The 20,276-nt window shown below is 67.5% G+C and carries 21 protein-coding genes; 4 read left to right on the top strand and 17 right to left on the bottom strand.

Annotated elements, in window-relative coordinates:
* Positions 1–115: 115 nt before the first annotated feature.
* The 3 genes from VAPA_RS29910 to VAPA_RS29900 all read right to left on the bottom strand — a co-directional run bounded on the left by VAPA_RS29910 (position 116) and on the right by VAPA_RS29900 (position 2,107).
* Complete coding sequence (locus tag VAPA_RS29910; RefSeq protein ID WP_021003962.1) at positions 116–1,078, bottom strand: AraC family transcriptional regulator; 963 nt, start codon at positions 1,076–1,078, stop codon at positions 116–118.
* 156 nt (positions 1,079–1,234) lie between these two features.
* Entirely contained in the window at positions 1,235–1,621 is a 387-nt protein-coding gene (locus VAPA_RS29905; protein ID WP_021003961.1) for an MAPEG family protein, read from the bottom strand.
* A 6-nt stretch (positions 1,622–1,627) separates the two neighbouring features.
* On the bottom strand, positions 1,628–2,107 hold the full coding sequence (locus tag VAPA_RS29900; RefSeq protein ID WP_230559103.1) for a DoxX family protein: 480 nt from the start codon (positions 2,105–2,107) through the stop codon (positions 1,628–1,630).
* A 53-nt stretch (positions 2,108–2,160) separates the two neighbouring features.
* On the opposite strand from VAPA_RS29900, the gene VAPA_RS29895 reads away from it, so the two are divergent.
* Positions 2,161–2,541 (top strand): winged helix-turn-helix transcriptional regulator, encoded by a 381-nt coding sequence (locus VAPA_RS29895; RefSeq protein ID WP_041946685.1) that lies wholly within the window; start codon positions 2,161–2,163, stop codon positions 2,539–2,541.
* Positions 2,542–2,575: 34 nt separating this feature from the next.
* On the opposite strand, the gene VAPA_RS29890 is transcribed toward VAPA_RS29895, so the two are convergent.
* The 11 genes from VAPA_RS29890 to VAPA_RS29840 all read right to left on the bottom strand — a co-directional run bounded on the left by VAPA_RS29890 (position 2,576) and on the right by VAPA_RS29840 (position 13,820).
* The gene (locus tag VAPA_RS29890) at positions 2,576–3,565 is read right to left on the bottom strand and encodes a Bug family tripartite tricarboxylate transporter substrate binding protein (RefSeq protein WP_021003958.1); all 990 of its coding nucleotides are present in this window, start codon (positions 3,563–3,565) and stop codon (positions 2,576–2,578) included.
* Positions 3,562–4,827 (bottom strand): SDR family NAD(P)-dependent oxidoreductase, encoded by a 1,266-nt coding sequence (locus VAPA_RS29885; protein ID WP_021003957.1) that lies wholly within the window; start codon positions 4,825–4,827, stop codon positions 3,562–3,564. Before VAPA_RS29885 ends, VAPA_RS29890 begins: the two co-directional genes overlap by 4 nt.
* A complete protein-coding gene (locus tag VAPA_RS29880) occupies positions 4,827–5,372 on the bottom strand; it encodes a nuclear transport factor 2 family protein (RefSeq protein ID WP_021003956.1) in 546 nt (181 codons plus the stop codon). The genes VAPA_RS29885 and VAPA_RS29880 overlap by 1 nt, the downstream gene beginning before the upstream one ends.
* A gap of 73 nt (positions 5,373–5,445) precedes the next feature.
* Positions 5,446–5,826, bottom strand: coding sequence for a VOC family protein (locus VAPA_RS29875; RefSeq protein ID WP_021003955.1), 381 nt, complete (start codon positions 5,824–5,826; stop codon positions 5,446–5,448).
* Positions 5,823–6,581, bottom strand: a complete 759-nt coding sequence (locus tag VAPA_RS29870; protein WP_021003954.1) for an SDR family NAD(P)-dependent oxidoreductase — start codon at positions 6,579–6,581, stop codon at positions 5,823–5,825. Before VAPA_RS29870 ends, VAPA_RS29875 begins: the two co-directional genes overlap by 4 nt.
* Positions 6,578–8,710: an acetate--CoA ligase family protein gene (locus tag VAPA_RS29865; RefSeq protein WP_021003953.1), complete on the bottom strand. Its 2,133-nt coding sequence runs from the start codon at positions 8,708–8,710 to the stop codon at positions 6,578–6,580. Before VAPA_RS29865 ends, VAPA_RS29870 begins: the two co-directional genes overlap by 4 nt.
* A gap of 1 nt (position 8,711) precedes the next feature.
* Positions 8,712–9,473 carry an enoyl-CoA hydratase/isomerase family protein gene (locus VAPA_RS29860; RefSeq protein ID WP_021003952.1) on the bottom strand — a complete coding sequence of 254 codons (762 nt, stop codon included), beginning with the start codon at positions 9,471–9,473 and terminating at the stop codon, positions 8,712–8,714.
* Positions 9,470–10,579 carry an acyl-CoA dehydrogenase family protein gene (locus VAPA_RS29855; RefSeq protein WP_021003951.1) on the bottom strand — a complete coding sequence of 370 codons (1,110 nt, stop codon included), beginning with the start codon at positions 10,577–10,579 and terminating at the stop codon, positions 9,470–9,472. Before VAPA_RS29855 ends, VAPA_RS29860 begins: the two co-directional genes overlap by 4 nt.
* Positions 10,580–10,582: 3 nt before the next feature.
* Entirely contained in the window at positions 10,583–11,743 is a 1,161-nt protein-coding gene (locus VAPA_RS29850; RefSeq protein ID WP_021003950.1) for an acyl-CoA dehydrogenase family protein, read from the bottom strand.
* A gap of 28 nt (positions 11,744–11,771) precedes the next feature.
* Positions 11,772–12,707: a flavin reductase gene (locus VAPA_RS29845; protein WP_021003949.1), complete on the bottom strand. Its 936-nt coding sequence runs from the start codon at positions 12,705–12,707 to the stop codon at positions 11,772–11,774.
* Between the two features lie 21 nt (positions 12,708–12,728).
* The gene (locus tag VAPA_RS29840) at positions 12,729–13,820 is read right to left on the bottom strand and encodes an LLM class flavin-dependent oxidoreductase (protein WP_021003948.1); all 1,092 of its coding nucleotides are present in this window, start codon (positions 13,818–13,820) and stop codon (positions 12,729–12,731) included.
* Positions 13,821–13,922: 102 nt separating this feature from the next.
* Between VAPA_RS29840 and VAPA_RS29835 the strand changes: the two genes are divergently transcribed.
* Both VAPA_RS29835 and VAPA_RS35305 read left to right on the top strand, forming a co-directional pair.
* Positions 13,923–14,831: a LysR family transcriptional regulator gene (locus VAPA_RS29835; protein WP_021003947.1), complete on the top strand. Its 909-nt coding sequence runs from the start codon at positions 13,923–13,925 to the stop codon at positions 14,829–14,831.
* Between the two features lie 280 nt (positions 14,832–15,111).
* On the top strand, positions 15,112–15,498 hold the full coding sequence (locus VAPA_RS35305; RefSeq protein ID WP_230559102.1) for a hypothetical protein: 387 nt from the start codon (positions 15,112–15,114) through the stop codon (positions 15,496–15,498).
* On the opposite strand, the gene VAPA_RS35300 is transcribed toward VAPA_RS35305, so the two are convergent.
* Both VAPA_RS35300 and VAPA_RS29825 read right to left on the bottom strand, forming a co-directional pair.
* The gene (locus VAPA_RS35300) at positions 15,495–15,986 is read right to left on the bottom strand and encodes a hypothetical protein (protein ID WP_230559101.1); all 492 of its coding nucleotides are present in this window, start codon (positions 15,984–15,986) and stop codon (positions 15,495–15,497) included. The genes VAPA_RS35305 and VAPA_RS35300 overlap by 4 nt on opposite strands.
* Before the next feature lie 70 nt (positions 15,987–16,056).
* Positions 16,057–17,618 (bottom strand): IS3 family transposase gene (locus VAPA_RS29825; protein WP_155248141.1). Its coding sequence is split into 2 segments (ribosomal slippage): positions 16,057–17,189 and positions 17,189–17,618, totalling 1,563 coding nucleotides; the frame shifts between segments, so codons are not numbered across the junction.
* Between the two features lie 451 nt (positions 17,619–18,069).
* Here VAPA_RS29825 and VAPA_RS34190 point away from each other — a divergent pair.
* Positions 18,070–18,933, top strand: coding sequence for an IS5 family transposase (locus VAPA_RS34190; protein ID WP_021003945.1), 864 nt, complete (start codon positions 18,070–18,072; stop codon positions 18,931–18,933).
* Positions 18,934–19,639: 706 nt separating this feature from the next.
* On the opposite strand, the gene VAPA_RS29810 is transcribed toward VAPA_RS34190, so the two are convergent.
* Positions 19,640–19,966 (bottom strand): hypothetical protein, encoded by a 327-nt coding sequence (locus VAPA_RS29810; protein WP_021003944.1) that lies wholly within the window; start codon positions 19,964–19,966, stop codon positions 19,640–19,642.
* Between the last annotated feature and the right edge of the window lie 310 nt (positions 19,967–20,276).

The following is a 20,276-nucleotide window of genomic DNA, read 5'->3' as shown; positions in this document are numbered from 1 at the left end:
TTTCATCGTGTCTTTGGCTCCTCATTTTTCTGGCGCCACGTGGGGATTGATAGAGCATTCCGCTTGTTTTCTTGCCCAATCCGCTGATGTCGCAACCTCCTGCGAACGGAAGTTCCTATGCCGGGCTCGCCAGCCCTTGCCTGGGCGCCTCGGTGCCCCTGGCGCCTCCCCGCAGCTCCTCGATGTCGCGCTTGGGCGGCGCACCGAACAGGCGGCTGTACTCGCGGCTGAACTGGGAGGGACTTTCGTAGCCGACCTTGAATGCCGCAGCCGCTGCATCGAAGTGTTCGCTCAGCATCAATCGTTTCGCTTCGTTCAACCGCAGCCATTTCTGGTACTGCAACGGGCTCATCGCGGTGAGCTGGCGAAAGTGGTGATGAAACGTGGGTGCACTCATCTGCACGCGGGCCGCGAGTTCGTCGATGCGAAGCGGCGATGCATAGTTCAGCTTCAGCCAGTCGATGGCTCTTGCAATCCGGTGGCCCTGTCCGTCCACGGAGGCGATCTGCCGCAGCCTGGAGGCTTGATCGCTCATCAACAGCCGGTAGTGGATTTCCCGATGGATCAGCGGTGCGAGAACGGGAATGGCTTCGGGCTCGTCCAGCAGCTCCAGCAGGCGCCCGAACGGCGCCAGGATGGCAGGCGTGGCCACACCGATTCCCACCCCCACCCCGACCGGGCGATCGCGATGCGGCGGCAGGCTGCGCTGCGCGATCAGCTCGGCCAGCACGCGCACGTCCAGCTTCAGGACCAGCCCCAGGCAGGGCCGATCAGGGCTTGCCACCCTCACCTCCGAATTGGCGGGCACGTCCAATGAGGTGATGAGGAATCGCGAGGTGTCATAGGGATACGCCTCGCCGCCCACCCACATCTGCTTGGCACCCTGGGCGACGAGGACGATGCTCGGCTCGACCATGCAGACGGCAGGCGGCGCGGGGGATTCGCGCCGAAAGAAGCCGAGGCCGGGTACGGGTGTGTCGAAGTCGCCTGTTTGCGGGGTCCGTGCGCCGATGATCTGCGCCATCGCCTCCTGCGGCGGCCTGCACTGAGCTGCCGTGTCGTGGTGTCTGGATGCCATGCTGCCTGGAGCCTCCGCGGAAGACTCTAACTCGCCAGGCAAATCTCCCTCTACAAAAGAGGATCGAAGCCATAGGATCAGGCAAGAAATCCAGCGAAATGCGCAACCGATTGCGTGGGCATCCTTCGAAATCCGCCTTGAACAACTTGTCGTTCGTCAAGAGGCGGCATTCACCAGCAGACGAGCTGCCGCCGAGACCAGGGCCAAGTAGGTGAGGATCATCCCGAAGCCACGCAGCGCCGCAACATCGCGCAACATGCCGATCGCATGCAGCAGCCGCCCGAAGCCGAGCACGCCTCCCATCGCCGGGAGCATCCAGGCCGGCGCTGCTTGCGCTTCCACCAGGCCCAGGGCGATGAGTGCCAAGGGCACATATTCCACGAAGTTGCCCTGCGCCCTGATGCGCCGGCGCAGTGGCTCGTCCGTGCCCTCGCCTATCAGAACGCCGACCTTGACGCGACGCAGCGTGACAGGAACCGAGAGAGCGACCAGCGCGACGGCAAAGGCTGCCGCGAACAGCGAAGTGACGGGAAGGAATGCCATGGATTTTCACTGGTCCTGTGTCGCGGGGATGCCGATATTGCCGTGCGCGGCCACCACATTGCCGGCCGGGGCGTAAGGCGACGGAATGTCGCGGGTGGCGTTCTGCGTCGCGAACGAGACGACCAGCAGCACGAGGCCCACCGCTGCCGGCAGCGCGCCGCCGGGCTTGCGGACACCCACGTGTGCCGACGCGGACAGCAGCAGGTGAAAAAGCACGCCGGCATAGGCCAGATCGCTCAGAGCCACGCTGACGCGCGACAGGATGGCGGCCACCGCGAGGATCTTCACGGCGGTGAGCATCGGCACAAGATAGCCGGGGTAGCCCAGGTCGGCGAGGGCCCGGCGAACCCAGTCCCTCCTGGCGATGTACATGGTTGCAGAAGCCAGATAAAGCAGGGACAGCAGCGTCGTGCTGGTCCAGTACGAGTAATTTCCAGTCATGAGGTTTTTTTCCAAAGCGAGCGTGATTGCATCGACTTGCGGCAAGGATGTCGCCTAACATGAAAGCCCGCAAGTAGGATGAAAAAATAATGCTTAGTATGGAAAAGCAGACCAAGGGCGGCAGCAAGATCGACATGCACGAGGAAATGCGCCGCGCATTCGCGCTGCTCTCGGGCAAATGGAAGCTGGAAATCATGTGGCTGCTCAACCAGCGCATCTACCGCTTCGGGGAGCTGCGAAAAGCCATTCCCGGCATCACCCAGCACATGCTGACGGCGCAGCTGCGCGAGCTCGAGAAGGATGGCCTGGTGTCGCGCACCGTGTTCGCGGAAGTGCCGCCCCGCGTCGAATACGAGATGACGGCCAAGGCGCGTGCGCTCGGGCCGACGATGCAGGCGCTGGCCGCGTGGTGGCAAGCCTATGGAGACAGCGTGCCGAAGCGGGCGGCCTTGCGCGGGCGCAAGGCCGCAACCAGGTAGTTCAAGCGCCTGCGGCAGGCGATGCCGCCAACGCTCAATCGAGCCGCAGCTTCGCGACCTTGGCCAGAGACTGCCAGGCCGCGAGGTCGCGGCGCACCGTGGCCGCAAACTGGTCTGCGTCCTTGATCGGCGGGCGCGGCATGTTCTGCACGGCGAATTTCTGGATGATCTCGTCGGTCGAGAGGATGCGGTTGATCTCCTGGTTCAGGCGCACGACCACCTCGCGCGGTGTGCCGGCCGGCGCAAAGACGCCGTACCAGCCGTCCGCATCGAAGCGGTAGCCCTGCTCGGTCAGCGTGGGCACATCGGGCAGCGCCGGCCCGCGAGCGGAGCCCGTGCAGCCCAGCGCCAGCAGCTTGCCGCTGCGGATGTGGGGCACCGGCGAAGCGATGTCGACGAAGCCCACGCCGATGCTGTTGCCCAGCAAGTCGCTCAGCAGCGGCGAAACGCCCTTGTAGGGCACGTGCACCATGTCCATGCCGTACTGGGCCTTGATGCCCTCCATCACCAGGTGGCCGGTCGATCCGCTGCCCCAGGAGCCATAGGCCAGCTTGCCGGGGTTGGCCTTGGCATGGCGCACCAGATCCGCCAGCGTCTTGATGCCCGTGGCCGGGTTCGCTACCAGCAGGATGCCTGCGGAGCCGACCTGGGCAATGGGCAGCAAGTCTGCTTGGGCGTCGTAGGGCATCTTCGGCTGGATGACCGGGTTGATGGCAATGGCCGAGGACGGCGACAGCAGGATGGTGTAGCCATCGTGCGGCGCCTTGGCGACGGTGTCGTTGCCGATCAGGCCGTTGGCGCCCGGCTTGTTGTCCACGACCACGGGCTGCTTGAGGGCCTGCTGCAGCGGCACGGCCAGCAGGCGCGCGAAGATGTCCGAACCTGCGCCCGCAGGGCCTGACACGACCATGCGGATGGGGCGTGCCGGCCAGGCGCCGGCTTCGTTGGCGCGCAGCGGTGCTTGCAGGACGAGCAGGCCTGCGCCGGCCAGCAGGCTGCGGCGGGAAATGACGGTTTCGATCATGCTTGGGTCTCCTTGTCTTTGGTCCAGGGCTCGGCCGTGCCGGCGCCGGGCCGCAGCACCTGCCCGGTCAGGAACTGCGCGCGTGGACCGGCGAGGTAGCCGAGCAGCGGCAGGCAGGCATCCGGCGCGAGGCCGGGCGGCAGTTCCAGCGCGTTGATGCGCAGCGCGCGCGCACCCCATTCGGCGGCCAGCGTGGCCACCAGCATGCGGGCTGCTTCGGCGTCGCCGGCCAGCGCCCAGGGGAGTTCCGGTGCGGGCCGGGGCAGCAGCAGCGTGAGGCTGGCCAGCGCCGCATGGCGCGACCGGAAGCAGCGGGCTGCGTGGAGCACGGCATCGAGCTGCGCGCCGGGCTGCGCATCCAGTGCGCGGCCGTCGATGACGCCCGGGTAGCCCTGTCTGCCGGCGCGGTCTGCATGCGAAAGCGCCCACGCGTCCAGTGCGGTCCGCCAGGCCGGCTCGCGCACCGACTCGCAATGCGGCTGAAGCGGCGCCTCGAACGGCAGAGGCGGATGCTCGGATGGCGGCAATGGCTGGCTGCCGCCGCAGACGGAGGAGCCGCCATCCAGCACCAGCAGTTGCCCGGTGAGCACGCGCGCCCCCGGGCTGGCCAGAAAGCACAGCGCCTCGGCCATGTCCTCGGGCTCGGCCATCCGGCCCATGGGGATCTTCGACACCGCCTGCGCCGGGTTCAGCCGGCCGCCATCGATCAGGCGCTGCACGAGTTCGGTTCGCACGAAGCCCGGTGCCAGTGTGGTCACCGTCCAGTCGGGCCGGGCTAGCGCCAGCGCCCGGCCCTGGGCAATCAGGCCGGCCTTGCTGGGGCTGTAGAGCCCGCGCCACGGAATGGCCCGCAGGCCCGCGCCGGACGCCAGGTTGACGATGCGCGCACCCGGCCGCAGCTGCGGCGCACAGGCCTGCACCATGCGCGCCGGAGCCGCCAGGTTGAGCGCCAGCAGGCGTGCGGCCGTGCCGTCGTCGTGGCCGGACGTGGCTTCGGCGCCGCCGGCCGACAGGCCCGCGTTGTTGATCAGTGCGTCGAGCGGCGGGACCTCCTGCCCCAGGTGCTCGATCCGGGTGGCATCCGTCAGGTCGGCCACCAGGCTCAGGGGCCGCTCGGCCTCGGTGGGCCAGAGGGCTTCGAGGCGCTGCAGCCCACCCGCATCCGCGTCGACCAGGACGCAGCGCCATCCCGCGCGCGCAAGGCCCAGCGCCGTGGCGCGGCCGATGCCGGCGCCAGCGCCGGTGACCAGGGCGGTCGCCATCACGAGCCCCGCACTTCGCGCAGCAGCGCATACACGGCGTCGTGCGGCGCCGCGCCGCCGACCGGCTGGCGCGCGCCGAACAGGGCGGCATCGTCCTGCGTCAGCTCGGACCGCGTGCGCTCCTCGATCCAGTCATAGATCACCGTGCGCGCGGCCACGCGCCATTCGCCGCCACGGCGCTCGAAGCGGTCCGCGTAGCGGCCGCACAGGAAAGTCTCGCGATCGGGCTGTGCGGCCGTGGCCTGCAGTGCGAAGAAGCTGCTTTCCACCGCCGCGGCATCGCCGTGCAGCTCGATCAGCACGTTGGTGATCTGGTGGACGCGGCGTCCGCCCTGCCGCAGCCTGGGCAGCGCCTGCGCGATGAAGCCGGTGGCGCTGCCGTTCCAGGCGCCGTGGCAGTCCGTGGCGTCCTCCCAGTAGGCCGAGCGCAGGGCCGCCTCGTCGCAGCGGTCGATGCCGCGGCAATAGCGCAGCAGGCAGTCGCGGATCGCCTCGCGGTCCAGCAGGGCCTGCAGGGCTGCCGGGCCCGGCACGGGGGCACTCATTGGTGCATCCTTGGTGCTGCGTGCCTTCCCGCCAGGCGGGAGCGAGCTTGCTTGGGGCGGCCCGGCGCGGCGCTCATGCGGCCGCGGGCGCGGCGCGCCGGAACAGCTGCACCAGATTGCCCTCGGGATCGCGCAGCGACAGCACGGCGCCGTGGCCGCCCATGTCGCGCAGGCCCAGTACCTGCCCGCCTGCGGCGCCGATGCGCTCCTGTGCGCCCTCGAAGTCGTCCACCTCCAGCACCATCACCAGTCCGCTGGTGGCGGGCGCCGCCTCCTCGGGGCAGGCCAGCGCCACGTTGGTGTTGCCCACGCCGTACTGGATCCAGCGGTCGCCGTCGCGGAACTTCATCGGCAGGCCCAGCGCGCCTGCGTAGAAGGCATGCAGGCTGGCCGGCTCCCTCGCCACGACGAACACGTTCTGCACCCGCCGCGGCGGCCGGATGGCGGCGCTCACAGCGAGGTCTCCGAGGCGCCGCCGTCCAGGCGCAGCACGTCCGCATTGAAGAAGCGCGAGCCGTCGCCGGCCAGGAAGCAGATGGCGTCGGCGATGTCCTCCACCGTGCCGAGCCGCCCCAGCGGCGTGCGGCCGATGCGCCGGGCATCGAGCTCCGCATTGCGATGCTTGGCCGTGCCTTCGGTGGGCACCGCGCCGGGCGCCACCGCGTTCACGCGGATGTTGCGCGCGCCCAGGTCGGCGGCCGATGCGCGGGTGATGCCCAGCACGCCGGCCTTGATGCCGCTGTAGACCACCGAGCGCATCGGTGACTTGAAGGCCGCGATGGAGGCCACGTTGATGATCGAGCCGCCGCGCTCTGGATCCATCGCCTCGGCCGCGGCCTGGATGCCCCAGATCACCGACTTGAAGCCGATCTCCACCATGCGGTCCATGACCTCCGGCGTGATCTCGGCCAGCGGCTGGTAGCGCACCCAGGCGGCGTTGTTGACCATGACGTCCAGCCGGCCCGCATCGCGCGCGAACTGCGCCACGGCCTCGCGCATGCCGTCGCGCGTCGACACGTCGCAGGGCAGCCCGATGGCCTGGCCGCCGAGGGCACGGATCTCGGCCACGGCCTCCTCCACGAACTCCGGCTTCAGGTCGTTGATGCCGACGGTGGCGCCCAGGCGCGCCATGGCGCGGGCGGTGGCGCGGCCGATGCCGTGGCCCGCGCCGCTGATGAAGGCCGTGCGGCCTGACAGGGACATGTTCATTGCTTGTCTTTCATGGCTTGTTCCTCGGGCACGAGCAGCGCGTCCAGCGCATGGGCGCCGCGCCCCTGGTCCAGCACCACCAGGGGGTTGATGTCGATCTCGGACACGCTGTCCGCATGCCGCACCGCAAAGCGCGACAGCGCCGCGACGGCCTTCGCCGCCGCCTGCACGTCGGCCTTGGGGCGGCCGCGCGCGCCGTCGAGCAAGGGGAAGGCCTTGAGCGACCGCAGCATGGCGGTCGCCTGCGCCTCGTCGACGGGCGCCGGCTGCAGCGCCACGTCCTTGAGGATCTCGGCAAAGATGCCGCCCAGGCCGACCATCACCATCGGGCCGAACACCGGGTCCTTCTTGCTGCCGAGGATCAGCTCGACGCCGCCCTGCACCATCTGCGCGACCAGCACGCCGGCAATGCGCGCCCGGGGCGCATTCAGCGCGACACGCGCCAGCAGCTTGTTGTATTCCTCGCGCAGCTGCGCTTCGGAACGCACGCCGACGAACACGCCGCCGACCTCGGTCTTGTGCGCGATGTCCGGCGAGACGATCTTGAGCACCAGCGGAAAGCCCATCGCGCGCGCGGCAGCGAGCGCCTCGTCGAAGCTGGCCGCCATCGCCTCCCGCGGCACGGGCAGTCCCGCCTCGGCCAGCACCGCCTTGGCGCTGGCCTCGGTGGCGAAGGCCTCGGCGGCCAGCGGCGCGCGGTCGATGGCCGGCGGGGCGGCCGGTGCCCGGTTGCGCGCGCCGAAGCGCATCAGCGCAGCCACCGTCGCGCAGGCCGCATCGATGCCCTCGACCACGGGAAAGCCCATCGCGTTGAGCCGTGCACGCACGTCGTCGGGGGCACGCGCGCACAGCAGGATCAGGCGCGCGGGATGGTCCTTGCGCACCTGCTCCAGCGCGCCCAGGAACACGTCGCGCAGACGGGGCACGTGGAAGGCGTTGGCCGACTGCAGGATCAGCGCGTCGCAACTGTCGTCCCGCGCCACCGCATCGAGCATCCGGGCCAGCACCTCGGGCCGGCTCGACACCTGCGCCGTCATGTCCACCGGATTGGACGGCGCGGCGAAGGGCACGGCCGACAGGATGCGCTCCTGCGTCTGCGCCGCGAGCTTGGGCAGCACCAGGCCCTGCGCGCTGGCCGCATCGGCCAGCAGCACGCCGAAGCCGCCGGAGGCCGTGAGCACCGCCACGCGGTGGCCGCCGGGCACGCGCGCCGGACCGACCACCGACAGCGCATGGCCGACCTCGAGCAGCAGTTCGATGCTGGGCACGCGCAGCGCGCCGCCCTGGCGCAGCACGGCATCGAACACGGCGTCCGAACCGGCCAGCGCGCCGGTGTGCGAAGCCGCGGCCGCGCTGCCCGCCTCGGAGACGCCGACCTTGAGCACCACCAGCGGCTTGCCGGCCTCGCGGGCCATCGCCATGGCCTGCATGAGCTTGGCGCCGTCGCGGCAGGTTTCCATGCAGCACAGGATTACCGACGTGCCGGGGTCGGCCGCCAACGAGGCGATGGCATCGGCAATGTCCACGTCGCATTCGTTGCCCGTGGTCAGCATGCGGCTGACGCCCAGGCCGCGCTCGCCGGCCAGCCGCAAGGTGAAGCTGCCCAGGTTGCCGCTCTGCGAGACGATGCCCACGGAGCCTGCCGCGGGAAAGGACGATTCCAGCGCCACCGAGAAGGTGGCGATGCTCTTGTCCGGCACGCCGATCGCGCCCAGGCAGTTGGGGCCGACGATGCGCATGGCGCTGGCCCGCGCCACCTCGCCGATGCGCGCCTGCAGGCGGCTGCCCTCCTCGCCCATTTCAGAGAAGCCGGCGGACAGGATGACCGCGGCCTTCACGCCGCGCCGCGCGCACTCCTGCACCGCGTCGAGCACGCCCGCGGGCGGCACCGCGATCACGGCCAGTTCGGGCACCTCGGGCAGCTCCGCCAGGCTCGCATAAGCCTGCAGCGACTGCACCAGGCCGGCCTTGCGGTTGACCGGATAGATGCCGCCCGCATAGCCGTACTTCTGCAGAAACTGCAGCGGCCGCGCGCCGATCTTGGTGACATCGTCCGAGGCGCCGAAGATGGCGATCGAGCGCGGCTTGAACAGCGCCTCGAGGCCGCGCCCCACTTGCGTTGCCTGCATCTCAGCGCCCCTTGTAGACGGGCTTGCGCTTTTCGAGGAAGGCCTTGCGGGCCTCCTGCGCATCCTCGGTTTTGGCCAGCGCCATGGTGATGTTCTGCTCGAAGCGGTAGCCGTCGCGCTGCGGCATCAGGTCCATCATGTTGGCCGCCTGCTTCGCATAGGCAATGGCCAGCGGCGCCTTGGAGGCGATCTCCTGCGCGATCTCCATGGCCAGCGGCATCAGCTGCCCGGCAGGCACCACCTCGTCGAGCACGCCGCGGCGATACAGCTCGGCGGCAGGCACCTTCATGCCGGTGAAGAACATGCGGCGCGTGAACGAGCGGCCGAACAGGGTGCGCAGCATCGAGACGCCGCCGGCCAGGCCGACGTTGATCTCGGGCATGGCGAAGGTGGCGTCCTCGCTGGCCAGGAAGATGTCGCACGCGGCCATGAGGCCGAAGCCGGCGCCCAGCGCGGGACCGTTGACGGCCGCGATCACTGGCTTGGCGCATTCGCGGATCGCATTGCCGGTCTCGCGCGTCCAGCGGTTGTGGTCGAGGAAGTCGCCCGCCTTCTCGGCATCGGGCCGGTCCTTGAGGTCCGCGCCGGAGCAGAAGAACTTGCCGGTGCCCGTGAGGATCGCGACGCGCACGTCCGAGCGCTCGGAGACTTCGTCGAAGATCTCGATCAGGCGGCGGCGCGTGGCGCGGTCCAGTGCATTGACCGGCGGCTTGTCGAGCCGGACGACGGCGATGTATTCGGAAACTTCCAGTTCGATGCTCATCGCACACTCCCGGTTTGGTTGGAAAGGGAAACTCGTTCGTCGGACTGCGGCTGCGCCAGCAGCCGTGCGACATGCATGAGCCGGTCGCCGTAGCGGAACTCGGAGGCGATGAGACGCTGGGCCGTGCGGGTGGCCAGGACCTCCTCGCTCACGCCCATGCCGCCGTGCATCTGGATGGCCGATTCGGCGCAGGCGCGCGCCGACTCGGCCAGCGACACCTTGGCCAGGCGCAGCGTGCGGCGCAGGTCGGCCGCGTTCTGCTCGTATTCGTGGAAGCAGTGGATCACCAGGCCCTTGGCGCCCAGGTACTTCACATACATGTCGGCCACACGATGGCGCAGCACCTGGAAGCTCGAGAGCGCCACACCGAACTGGCGCCGCTCCTTCAGGTGGATGACGGTCTGGCGGATCAGCGTGGCCAGCGCCGCCACCGTGTCGGCGGCTGTCAGCAGCAAGGCGGCGTCGGTCGCCTTGGCGCGTGCCTCGCGCACGGCAGCGCCGCGTGCGATGCAGGCGCTCTCGGGCACCGCGAGCCGCTCCAGCGTGAAGTCGGCACCCAGGCGGCCCTCCATCGTCCTGTAGCGGGCCTTCGGCGCGCCGACGCGTTCGGCATCGACCAGGAAGATGGCGTCATCGCCATCCATCTGTACGGGCACGAGATAGTGCGTGGCGGGCAGGGTCAGGTCGACGCCTTGCACCACGCCGCTCAGCTCGTAGCCGATGTCCAGGTGCCTGGCCGCCACGGCAAGGTGCTCGGGCGTGGCGGACAGCGCGGTCATGGGCGCGATCCGCGCGCTGCCCTCGGCCACCGCCTCCAGCCAGCGATGGGCCGTCTCGGCGCCGGCCGCCTGCAGCAGCAACGGCACCACGGCGCAGGTCTCGACCACCGGCAGCTGCAGGCCATGCGTGGCCAGCCCCTCGACGATGGAGGCGAGGTCGCTCAGGGTTCCGCCGGCGCCGCCGGCCTCCTCGGGCACGAGGGTGGCGGTCCAGCCCAGTTCGCGCACGGGATCGCCCTGGATCTCCTGCGCGACGTGGTCCTCCGCATAGCGGCCCGCTGCGTCCAGCAGCATGCCGGGAAACAGCGATGGAAAAGAAGCGGACATGGCTCAGGCTCCCAGCAATTCGTTGGCGACGACGTTGCGCTGCACCTCGGAGGTGCCGCCGGCGATGGTGCGGGCGCGCGTGAACATGTAGTTCTGGATCCAGGTGGCGTCGGGCACGTCCTCCCCGGCATCGGCGAGGAAGCGGTGGGCCGCATCGGGGCCGACCGCATCGAGGGCGATGGTCGTCAGGCGCTGCGCCACGTCGGCGCAGGTCATCTTGATGGCGGAGGGCTGCACGCCCAGCGGGCGCTGGTGGATCAGGTCGTCGGTGGCCTGCGCCATCATCACGCGGGCACCCTTCACGTCGGCCTCGCACAGCAGCAGCTTGTGGTGCAGGCCGCCGAAGTCGCGCTGTCCCGCAGCGGCCTGCGCCGCCTCCTCGACCAGCTGCGTGACCTGCCGGCGCATGAGCTCCAGCCGCGCCACGTTGGCCGGAGGAAGGCGTTCGCGTTCGAGCAGGAACTTGGCGCAGGTCCAGCCCTTGCCGACCTCGCCGATCAGGTTGTCGGCGCGCACGCGCACGTCGTCGAAAAAGACCTCGTTCAGATGATGCCAGCCGTCGATGGTCTTGATGGGACGCACGGTGATGCCCGGGGTGTCCATGGGCACCAGCAGCAGCGAGATGCCCTCCTGCTTCTTCGCTTCCTTCGACGTGCGCACCAGCATGTAGATCATGCTGGCCTCGTGGGCATGCGAGGTCCAGATCTTCTGGCCGTTCACGACCCACGCGCCGCCTTCCAGCCGCGCACTGGTGGACAGCGAGGCCAGGTCGGAGCCCGAGCCTGGCTCCGAATAGCCCTGGCACCACCAGTCGGAACCGTCGAGGATGCGCGGCAGGAAGCGGGCCTTCTGATCCGGCGTGCCGAAGCGGATGATCACCGGACCGATGTGGCCCAGGCCATGGTGATAGAGCGGCGGGCAGTCGTTCTCGGCCATCACCTCCTCGAAGATGAGGCGCTGGCGGATGTCCCATCCGGTGCCGCCCGCTTCGCGCGGCCAGCTCGGCGCGCCCCAGCCCTGGGCGTTCAGGATCTGCTGCCAGGCCTGGTATTCGCGCTTGGTGATTTTCTGGCCGGCCGCGACGACGGCGCGGATCTCGGGCGGGCAGGCGCTGCGCGCGAACGATTCGAGTTCGCGCCGGAAGCCGGCGTAGTCGATGGACATCTTGTCTCCTGTTGGAAATGGAAAGGGCTCAGCCCTTGCGCAGCTGCGTGATCAGTTCGTCCAGCGCGGCGGCGGCGCCCTCCGGGTCGCGCTGGCGCAGGTTGTGCGCCACCTTGCGGCGCAGCGGAAAGAGGTCGGGGCGCGGACGCACCGAGAGCACGTGCGTCATGCGTTCGCGCAGCACGCTGGTCATGGTCTGCGCCATCAGCGTCAGCGCTTCGTTGTGGCCGGCGGCCGCGATCGAGGCGAAGAAGGCGCTGGCGGAGGCGATGCGCTCCTTGAGCGGGGTGTCGTCGGGATGCGCCTCGATGGCGTCGGCGGCCTGGTGCACGGCGTCCAGCTCGGCCTCGGTGGCGCGTTCGCTCGCCAGGCGCAGCAGGGTGCCGTAGAGCGTGCGATAGGCCTCATCGATGTCGGCGTCTCCCAGCCGACCCTCCACGACCAGCTTGCGCAGCGACTCGGCCAGCATCATGTAGGCGCCCTTGTAGAACACCAGCGCCTGGTCGGGCACGCCGGCGCTCAGGTGCCGGACCTCGCCGATGAAGATGGTGTGGTCGCCGGCCTCATGGGCGGCATGCACGCGGCATTCGAAGCTGGCCAGGCAGTCGTCGATCAGCGGCATGCCCAGCTGGCCGGCGCGCCAGGCCACGCCGTCGAACTTGTCCTCGATCCGGCTCGAGGCGAAGCGGCCCGACAGCGCGTCCTGCTGCTCGGAGAGGATGTTGATGACGAAGCCGTTCGCGGCCTGGAAGGCCGGCAGCAGGCGGCTGGCATTGCGCAGGCTGAACAGCACCAGCGGCGGATCGAGCGAGACCGAACTGAACGAGTTGCAGGTCAGGCCGGCGGGCGTGCCGTCCGGCGCGCAGGTGGTGATCACGGCCACGCCGGTCGGAAAGCAACCGAGCAGCTGGCGCAACTGCGCGGGCTCGATGGCGCGGCGGATGTCTTCGGCGACTTCGGGCATGGCGTCTCCTGGCGCTTGGCCTCAGGCTGCGGCGAGTTCAGGCTGGGCCGCGGGCCGGTGCGGTGGATCGTTGGCGATCTCCTGCTGCACCGCCGGGATGATGACCTTGCCCCAGGTTTCGAGCTGGCGCAGCATGGTCGGGTGGTCGAAGTCGCCCATCTGCGTCTGGAAGCAGTAGTGCACCGGCTTGAGTGTGCGGATCTCGTTGACCACGCGCTCGATCACGGTGTCGACGCTGCCCACGGGCAGCAGCGCGCGCATCTCGTCCAGGCTCGGCTCGCCCTCGACGATGCCTTCCTCGACCTGGTAGTCGTCGGCGATCTGCGCGGTGCGGCGCTTCAGGCTGACGGCAATGCGGCGCTGGTAGCGCGCGCACTCGAGGTAGCGTTCCACCTCGTCCTTGTCGTTGCTGGCATAGGCCGCGCGCAGCAGGCCGACCTGCACGCCGGCGGGGTCCTTGCCCTCGGCCGTGGCCACCTTGTCGATCAGCGCGCGGGTGCCGGCCAGCTTCTCCAGCCCGCCGTCGCCGCCCGAGACGAACACATGGTGGCCGGACTTCACGGCGCGCGACAGGAAGGCCGGATCGACGCTGGTGATCCACATCGGCGGCATGGGGCGCTGCACCGCGCGCTGGCTGATGGCGCTCATGGGCTGGCGGTAATACTCGCCCTCGTAGCTGAACTTGGGCTGCGTGAGGCCGGCTTCCAGCATGTCGAGCATCTCGAAGGTGCGGCCCTTGGCGGATTCCAGCGACACGCCGAAGCGCTCGAACTCGAAGTGCTGATAGCCCGAGCCGATGCCCAGGTTCAGGCGGCCGTCGGACAGCTGGTCGACCATCGCCACGTCCGCGATCAGGCGGGCCGGCGTGTACAGCGGCGCGACCACGATGCCAGTCCCCAGGCGGATGTTGCGGGTGACCGCGGCGCAGTGCGCGATCATGGTCAACGGCGAGGAACACATGCCGTAGTTGCTGAAGTGGTGCTCGGCGTACCATGCGGCACCAAAACCCAGTTCGTCCGCCAGGCGTGTCTGCTCGACGGCGTCGCGCAGGATCTGGTGGGAGGTTTTGTGCTTGTTCCGCTGCTGCATCAGAATGAAGATTCCGAAATCCATTGCTGTGACTCCTGGTTGGCTGGTTTTGATCGAGGTCCATCGTAGGAACTCGGAGCCCCTGCGGATCACCAGCGAACGCACACCTTCTTTGCGTCTTTCGAAATGAAGGCCCTCGATTCGCTGCGCATCTTCGTGGCCACCCAGAAGAAGGGCAGCCTCTCGGCCGCGGCCCGCAGCCTCAGCCTGTCCCCGGCCACCATCTCGCGGCGCATCAGCGCGCTGGAGGAAGAGCTGGGCGTGCAGCTGGTGGACCGCACCAGCCGCAACCTCAAGGTGACCGAGGCGGGCCAGGCCTTCCTGGAGCGGGCCGAGGCGGTGCTGGAACTCATGAGCGAGGCCGAGCAGGTCGTGCACAACGCGCGCCAGCGGCCGGAGGGCCGGCTGCGCGTGCATTCGCGCACGCACATCGGCCTGCGGGTGCTGGCACCGCTGCTGCCGCGCTTCGCGGAGCTGTATCCGGACATCCGCGTCGAGCTCGAGCTCTCCGAGCATCCGGTCAACCTGGTGGAACACGACTTCGACGTCGACATCCGCACCGGCGAATCCACCGATTCGGGCTTCGTCATCAAGCGGCTGCTGTCGAGCGACGAAATCCTGGTGGCCAGCCCGGCCTTCGTGAAGACCTATTCGCGCATCCGGCATCCCAGCGACCTGCCCCAGGTGCGCTGCCTCACCTACCGGCGCGAGCGCGAGGTCATCACCTGGAAGTACATCGACGAGGCGGGCGAACAGCAGGAGCTGGTCATCCAGGGCGTGCTGAGCGCCAACAACGGCGAGCTGCTTCGGCTGGCCGCCATCGGCGGCATGGGCGTGGCGCTGCTGTCCGAGGCCACCGTGCGCAACGACCTGCACGACGGCACGCTGGTGCGGCTGCTGCCCGAGTACCGCTTCGCGGTGCGGGCCTTCTCCAACGGCGTCTTCGCCGTCTTCCGGCAGAGCCGCGTGCTGCCGTTGAAGGTGCGTGCCTTCGTCGACTACGTGGCCGATGCGCTTCGAAGCGAGAAGCGCTAAGTCTCAGGTTGCTGGCCGCGGCGCACCGGGCGATCGCATTGCCGCGCGCCCCGCTAACTTCTGCATCTACCCTGCAGGTCTTCCCATGGCACCCTCATGATTGAAGGTGTTGCGACGACCGGTTGAATCCGCCTTGCGAGCCGCGATCGGAATGGCAGATCAAGCTGCCATCGCGCTCGGGTTAGGGCGCTCGGGTTAGGGATGAACGGGCGCCAACGTTCTGACCCAGCGCTCGAACGCCGCGCTTTCGAACCAATGTACACCGCCTGGCACCTTCGAGATGATGGTCTTGGACTTCAAGTTGTTGAGCGAATACTGCACGTCGGACGGTGCGAGCGAAGGAACGCCGAGCTTTGGCAAGCTTCGCAAGCGCCGCCTTTCCGAATGGTTTGGCATGCGGGTCGTTGACGAAGAGCAAAAGGAGTTGGCGCTGCATCGCATCGAGCGACGCCCAGGTTCCCTCGTGGTTTTCCTCCTTATCCTGCTCTGCCTTTTCGGTTGCCACTGCGCGCTCGAAGGTGAGCGATGGGTCCATGAGCATGGCCACGACCACCGAGAGGAATGGCCCGGGCTGCTGGTGGAATTCTTGGAAGGCCGTCCACCCTGCGGCGACATCCAGGGTACGTCCGCTGGCGATCTGGAACTTCTTTGCGACGAATTCGACTAATTCTCTGCCAAGCAGCGGGAACTCTTGAACAGCGCGCCCACCGAGAAGAGCGGCGCAGCGCTGTTGGAGAAGACGTTGGCGAGCTGCGTGCGCGATGAGCCGGTGAATACGACTCGCAGCTTGTCGCAATTCTTGGTGATGGCGGTGCGCAGTGCCATTGCCATTGCCATTGCCATTGCCATTGCCATTGCCATTGCCATTGCCACCAGCTCATTGTCCTTGATTCGTGCAAGTTCCTGAGCTTCATCGACCAAGAGCAGAAGCTTCTTCTTGGAAACAAGCTTGACAACGAGTTCTTCGATACGCAAGGCGAGTTCAGTTTTCGCGTCGCCCAACTCAACTTCGATAGCGCCCTTCAACTCACCCGCGCTGCCGGATGCCTTGACCTTCTTAACCGGCTCATGCAGCTTGTGGAGCGCCCTTTGCGCCAACGTCCTCGGCGTGAGCGCTTCCTCCAGTCCCCGAACAATCGCAATGCCGGGGTTCAACCTCGTCTGTCAAAGGTCCACGTACGCGACGGTGAAGCCGCGGCGCGCGTCAAGGTAGTTGTCGCCTCTTTCATGCAGCCAGCGGCTGTATGTTGGGGTTCCTCGCATGTGCCTGAACGATGCAGTCACGTTCGGGGTTGAGAGTCACTGCGCCGATGGGCGACCAGTTGCGTGTAGGCCCTGACCATCGTGCTGGGTTGAGCGCGCGTGCACGGGTGTACAGCGCGTGGCGAGCAGCGAGGATGGCTTGATCGTCGCCGTTGTGGCGTTGCGCAGGGCTGACGTAGCGAATGCCGCTGTGTCGATGGTCATGGTTGTACCAACGCACGAAGCCGGCCGCCCAGGAGCGCGCGTGGTCCAGGTCGGCGAAGCCCCTGGCGGGGAACTCCGGGCGGTACTTGGCCGTTCTGAACAATGCTTCCGCATAGGCGTTGTCGTCGCTCACGCGAGGCCTGGAGTACGACGGCTTCACGCCCAGCCAGTTGAGCATCGCCAGCACTGTCGTGGCCTTCAATGTGGAGCCGTTGTCGCCATGCAGCACCGGCTTGGTGTCCAGGGTGGCGATGCCCTCGGCCAGCGCCGTGCGGCGCACCAGGTGCACGGCATGGTCGGAGTCGTCCGTGTCGTGAACCTCCCAGCCCACGATCTTGCGGCTGTACAGGTCCAGGATCAGGTAGAGATGGAACCAGCGCCCGAGCACCTGCGCGGGCAGGTACGTCATGTCCCAGCACCAGACTTGTCGCGGTGTCTCGGCGATGTGCGTCGTGGGAGGGCGCACGACCCTGGGCGCCTTGGCACGACCGCGATGGGCGCTCTGCCCGTGCGCGCGCAGGACGCGACTGAAGCTGGACTCGCTGGCCAAGTACACACCCTCATCGGCCAGCATGGGCACGATGCGCGCCGGCGGCACGGCAGCGAACCGCGGCTCATTGGCCACCGCCAGCAGCTGTGCGCGCTCTTCCTGGCTCAGGGCATGGCCGGGTATGGGGCGCACGGCCTGCGGCCTGCCATCGCCCGCGGTGAGGCCTTCATGAGCCTGCCAACGCTGCAGGGTGCGCACGTCGATGCCGGCGCTCTCGCAGGCCAGGCGCAGCCGCGCGCCGGCGGTGTGAGCCTTGGAGATGTTCTGGGCCACGATCCGGCGATCTTCGAGGCCGATCATTCGTCCCCTCCCTTGTGGAAGATCGCCTCGAGATTTTTTGAGAGTACCAACAGGGCTGCGGTCTCGGCCAGCGCCCGGTCCTTGCGCAGCAGGTCGCGCTCGAGCTCCTTGATGCGTTTGCGGTCGGCCCGCGTGGCCTGCGGGCTGGCACGGGCCTCTTCAGGCTGTGCCAGCGCGGCAGTGGCGCTCGATCGCCACTTGTCCAGATCGGCTGGGTATACCCCGTGCTCGCGGCACCAGGCGCTCTTGGCCGCCTCGGGCATCGCCGCCGTCGTGATCACCGCCTCAAGCCGCGCGCGCGCAGTCCATGCCCGCCCTCGGGCGGGCATGGACTGCGCATCCTCGCGCCAACGCTCCAGTGTCTCCACTCCAATGCCAACCTCGCGCGCCACTACCTCCAGCGCCGAACTCTCCGGCGGCAGCAACCTTGCTACCGCCCGGTCCTTGAATGCTTGTCCGTATCGAGCCACTCTCATCCTTCATCGCCGCCCCCGGGTTCTTGGGTCTAAGGAGGCGACAACTATTGTGACGCGGGGGGGCCGGCAGCGTCGGCTGCTGGCGTCAGGTCTTTGCGCAGAAACACCGTCTTCCCAGTGCGCCGGGGCGCGAAAATGGTCGTACTCACAGCCGGCCCGGCTTGCAACAGGGCGAGGTAGCGCTTTGCGAGCTCCGGTCGGGGGCAGTGCCAAATCTGGTTCAGTTCCATACGAAAACTTATAGTCAATTTTCATAATTATTGAAATCCAGTTTAATTTTTCATAATGCTCGCGCTGCCTTCGTCATAGGAGGGGACATGTCCGATGCCCCCACGCCGCCAACGTTCGCCCCGGCTGATGGGGCTTGTCTCGGACATTAAGAAGTTATCCGTAAATAGTAGAATCTCGTCCTGAGCCGTCATTCACACGGCATGGAGGCGAATGCATGGCGACGCGCAAGCGGGTCGAATCTTGGGTGGTGACCGATGAATTCTGGCGGCGCGTCGAGCCGCTGATCCCGGTGCGCGAGCGTCCCGCGGATAAGGAGTACCTGCGCAAGGCGGGAGCGGGGCGGCCACCCAAGCCCGCACGACAAGTGTTCGAGGCGATCGTGTTCGTGTTGCGCACGGGCTGCCAGTGGAAGGCACTGCCCAAGGAACGCTTTGGCAGCGCCAGCGCCGTGCACAAGCGCTTCCTGGAGTGGGAGGCCGCGGGCGTGTTCGAGGCCATTTGGAAAGCTGGGCTTGCCGAGTATGACCAGATGGAAGGCATCGCCTGGCGATGGCAGAGCATCGACGGGGCCATGTTCAAGGCTCCCTTGGCGCAAGAGGCGGTCGGACGCAACCCGACCGGTCGGGGAAAAGGGAGCAAGCGCCACCTGCTGGTGGACGGTCGTGGCGTCCCGTTGTCGCGCGTCGCGACCGGAGCCAATGAGCATGACGTGACGCAACTCGATGCCGCGCTGCAAGCCATCGTGGTCAAACGCAAGAGGCCAAGCCAGCGGCGCAGCAAGCACCTGTGTGCCGATGGCGGTTACCGAGGCCGGCGCGCGTTGCAGATCATCGAATCGCATGGCTACATTCCTCACGTCGTTGATCGCAGCAAGGCGGTCGATGCCAAGCGGCGCGACCCCACGAAGAGGGCACGGCGCTGGGGGGTCGAGGTCTGCCACAGCTGGTTCAATCGCTTTCGCAAGCTGCTCGTGCGATACGAGAAGCTCGAACGCAGCTTCGTCGCCCTCAATCACATAGCCGCCGCCATCATCGCGTTCCGCAAAGTGTCATTGAAGATCAACATAATTTACGGATAGATTCTAAGCGCTGTCTCAGACATTCATGGCAAAGAACATATTCTTTGCCATGAATGTCTGAGACACAATCATCAGTGAAATGGTCGGAGCGACCCTTCCGGGCGACGTTCCGAAGTCTGAGACGACCGGGCGAGTCGACTTCGTGAGGCGCAAACCGCGAGCAACAAAGTCCGAGACAACCACCCCGGCTACAAATGTGCTTCGCTTTTCCGCTCTACGCTTGAGCGGAATAACCGCCTAATAGCAGCCGTTCGGCGTTGAAGCTGAGCAGAGAGCAGCGGCCCGCCGACGCGCGTCGGCCTGAGTGCTGAAGTACTGGCATTGCTGTGCGCGCTGGGTCGTCGAAATTGTTGATGTAAGAGGAAGCACCGCGGCGCTTGAGGGAGGACCGTTGCCGTCCACCTCACGGCCAATTTCGCCAACTGGCTCTCGAAGGAATGCTATCGCGAGAACACAGGCTGACCTGGTCAACGCAGAGGATCACTCCGGCGGGCGCGCCTCCTGGAGACCGGCACGCTGTTAGACACGAGCTCACGAAGAAGCTCGACGCCGTCACCGGCGTCCGTCATTGCCGCGCCAAAGAAGGTGGAGTAGCGACCCATCGGGCTGGCAAGGACTTTCGCTTGGCCAATTACCGCAAGGCCACTATCCACGCACACGCCGCACCATTCGCTTGACTGTGGGCGCGGACTGACCTTCACCTTTCCTAGAAGCGCTCGTAGTTCGGGGTCACCGGCCACAGCAGTTCTTCCTCGGTGCGGGTGCGCAGCTTGTGCTCCTTCGCAAGTTCAGAAGCCGCTTGGCGGGCCGCCAGGCGCTCCCGGTCGATGTCGCCCAGCAACCGGTGCTCACGCACCGTGTGCCGCGCTTGGGCTTCCTTCAGGGCTTCCTCGCGTGCTGTCATGGCGGCACGGTGCTCGAGCCGCTGCGCGTCCAGTTGCGCCTGGGCCTGCGCAAGCGCATCCCGCAGACGCCGAATTTCGCCCTGGGCGCTGTCCTGAAGCCGGGCCGCCTCCGACAGCTGTCCTTTCAACGATTCGAGCGCCTGTCGTGTTGCCAAGCACAAGAGTGTGAAGCCGATGGCAGCACACGTCGCACTCGCCCTGGGGCTACAGGCCTGCAGCTTCCCGGCCTGCCGGGAAATAGCCGAGTTGGAGACGTGGAGTCGTCGCCCGTTGTCAGACCCCTGCCTGCGTCGGCATGTCCATGCGTTGCGCGTGATCGAGCACAGGGGCCGGGAGTCGTCCGGCAGCCGTGTCGAATGAGCCACGCGGTCATTGCCGATATTTCATGCGTTGTAAGCCGACGGCCACGAGACCGCGCAGGCAACTGCAGCCAGCCAA

Source organism: Variovorax paradoxus B4 (assembly GCF_000463015.1).
GTDB lineage: Bacteria > Pseudomonadota > Gammaproteobacteria > Burkholderiales > Burkholderiaceae_C > Variovorax > Variovorax paradoxus_E.
This window is presented reverse-complemented; position numbering and strand designations above follow the sequence as displayed.

Bases quoted from the DNA above. Each gene is read 5' to 3' on its own strand.
- VAPA_RS29910 (WP_021003962.1), bottom strand. From the start codon at position 1,078: ATGGCATCCAGACACCACGACACGGCAGCTCAGTGCAGGCCGCCGCAG.
- VAPA_RS29905 (WP_021003961.1), bottom strand. From the start codon at position 1,621: ATGGCATTCCTTCCCGTCACTTCGCTGTTCGCGGCAGCCTTTGCCGTC.
- VAPA_RS29895 (WP_041946685.1), top strand. From the start codon at position 2,161: ATGGAAAAGCAGACCAAGGGCGGCAGCAAGATCGACATGCACGAGGAA.
- VAPA_RS29890 (WP_021003958.1), bottom strand. From the start codon at position 3,565: ATGATCGAAACCGTCATTTCCCGCCGCAGCCTGCTGGCCGGCGCAGGC.
- VAPA_RS29885 (WP_021003957.1), bottom strand. From the start codon at position 4,827: ATGGCGACCGCCCTGGTCACCGGCGCTGGCGCCGGCATCGGCCGCGCC.
- VAPA_RS29880 (WP_021003956.1), bottom strand. From the start codon at position 5,372: ATGAGTGCCCCCGTGCCGGGCCCGGCAGCCCTGCAGGCCCTGCTGGAC.
- VAPA_RS29870 (WP_021003954.1), bottom strand. From the start codon at position 6,581: ATGAACATGTCCCTGTCAGGCCGCACGGCCTTCATCAGCGGCGCGGGC.
- VAPA_RS29865 (WP_021003953.1), bottom strand. From the start codon at position 8,710: ATGCAGGCAACGCAAGTGGGGCGCGGCCTCGAGGCGCTGTTCAAGCCG.
- VAPA_RS29860 (WP_021003952.1), bottom strand. From the start codon at position 9,473: ATGAGCATCGAACTGGAAGTTTCCGAATACATCGCCGTCGTCCGGCTC.
- VAPA_RS29855 (WP_021003951.1), bottom strand. From the start codon at position 10,579: ATGTCCGCTTCTTTTCCATCGCTGTTTCCCGGCATGCTGCTGGACGCA.
- VAPA_RS29850 (WP_021003950.1), bottom strand. From the start codon at position 11,743: ATGTCCATCGACTACGCCGGCTTCCGGCGCGAACTCGAATCGTTCGCG.
- VAPA_RS29845 (WP_021003949.1), bottom strand. From the start codon at position 12,707: ATGCCCGAAGTCGCCGAAGACATCCGCCGCGCCATCGAGCCCGCGCAG.
- VAPA_RS29840 (WP_021003948.1), bottom strand. From the start codon at position 13,820: ATGGATTTCGGAATCTTCATTCTGATGCAGCAGCGGAACAAGCACAAA.
- VAPA_RS29835 (WP_021003947.1), top strand. From the start codon at position 13,923: ATGAAGGCCCTCGATTCGCTGCGCATCTTCGTGGCCACCCAGAAGAAG.
- VAPA_RS35305 (WP_230559102.1), top strand. From the start codon at position 15,112: ATGATGGTCTTGGACTTCAAGTTGTTGAGCGAATACTGCACGTCGGAC.
- VAPA_RS34190 (WP_021003945.1), top strand. From the start codon at position 18,070: ATGGCGACGCGCAAGCGGGTCGAATCTTGGGTGGTGACCGATGAATTC.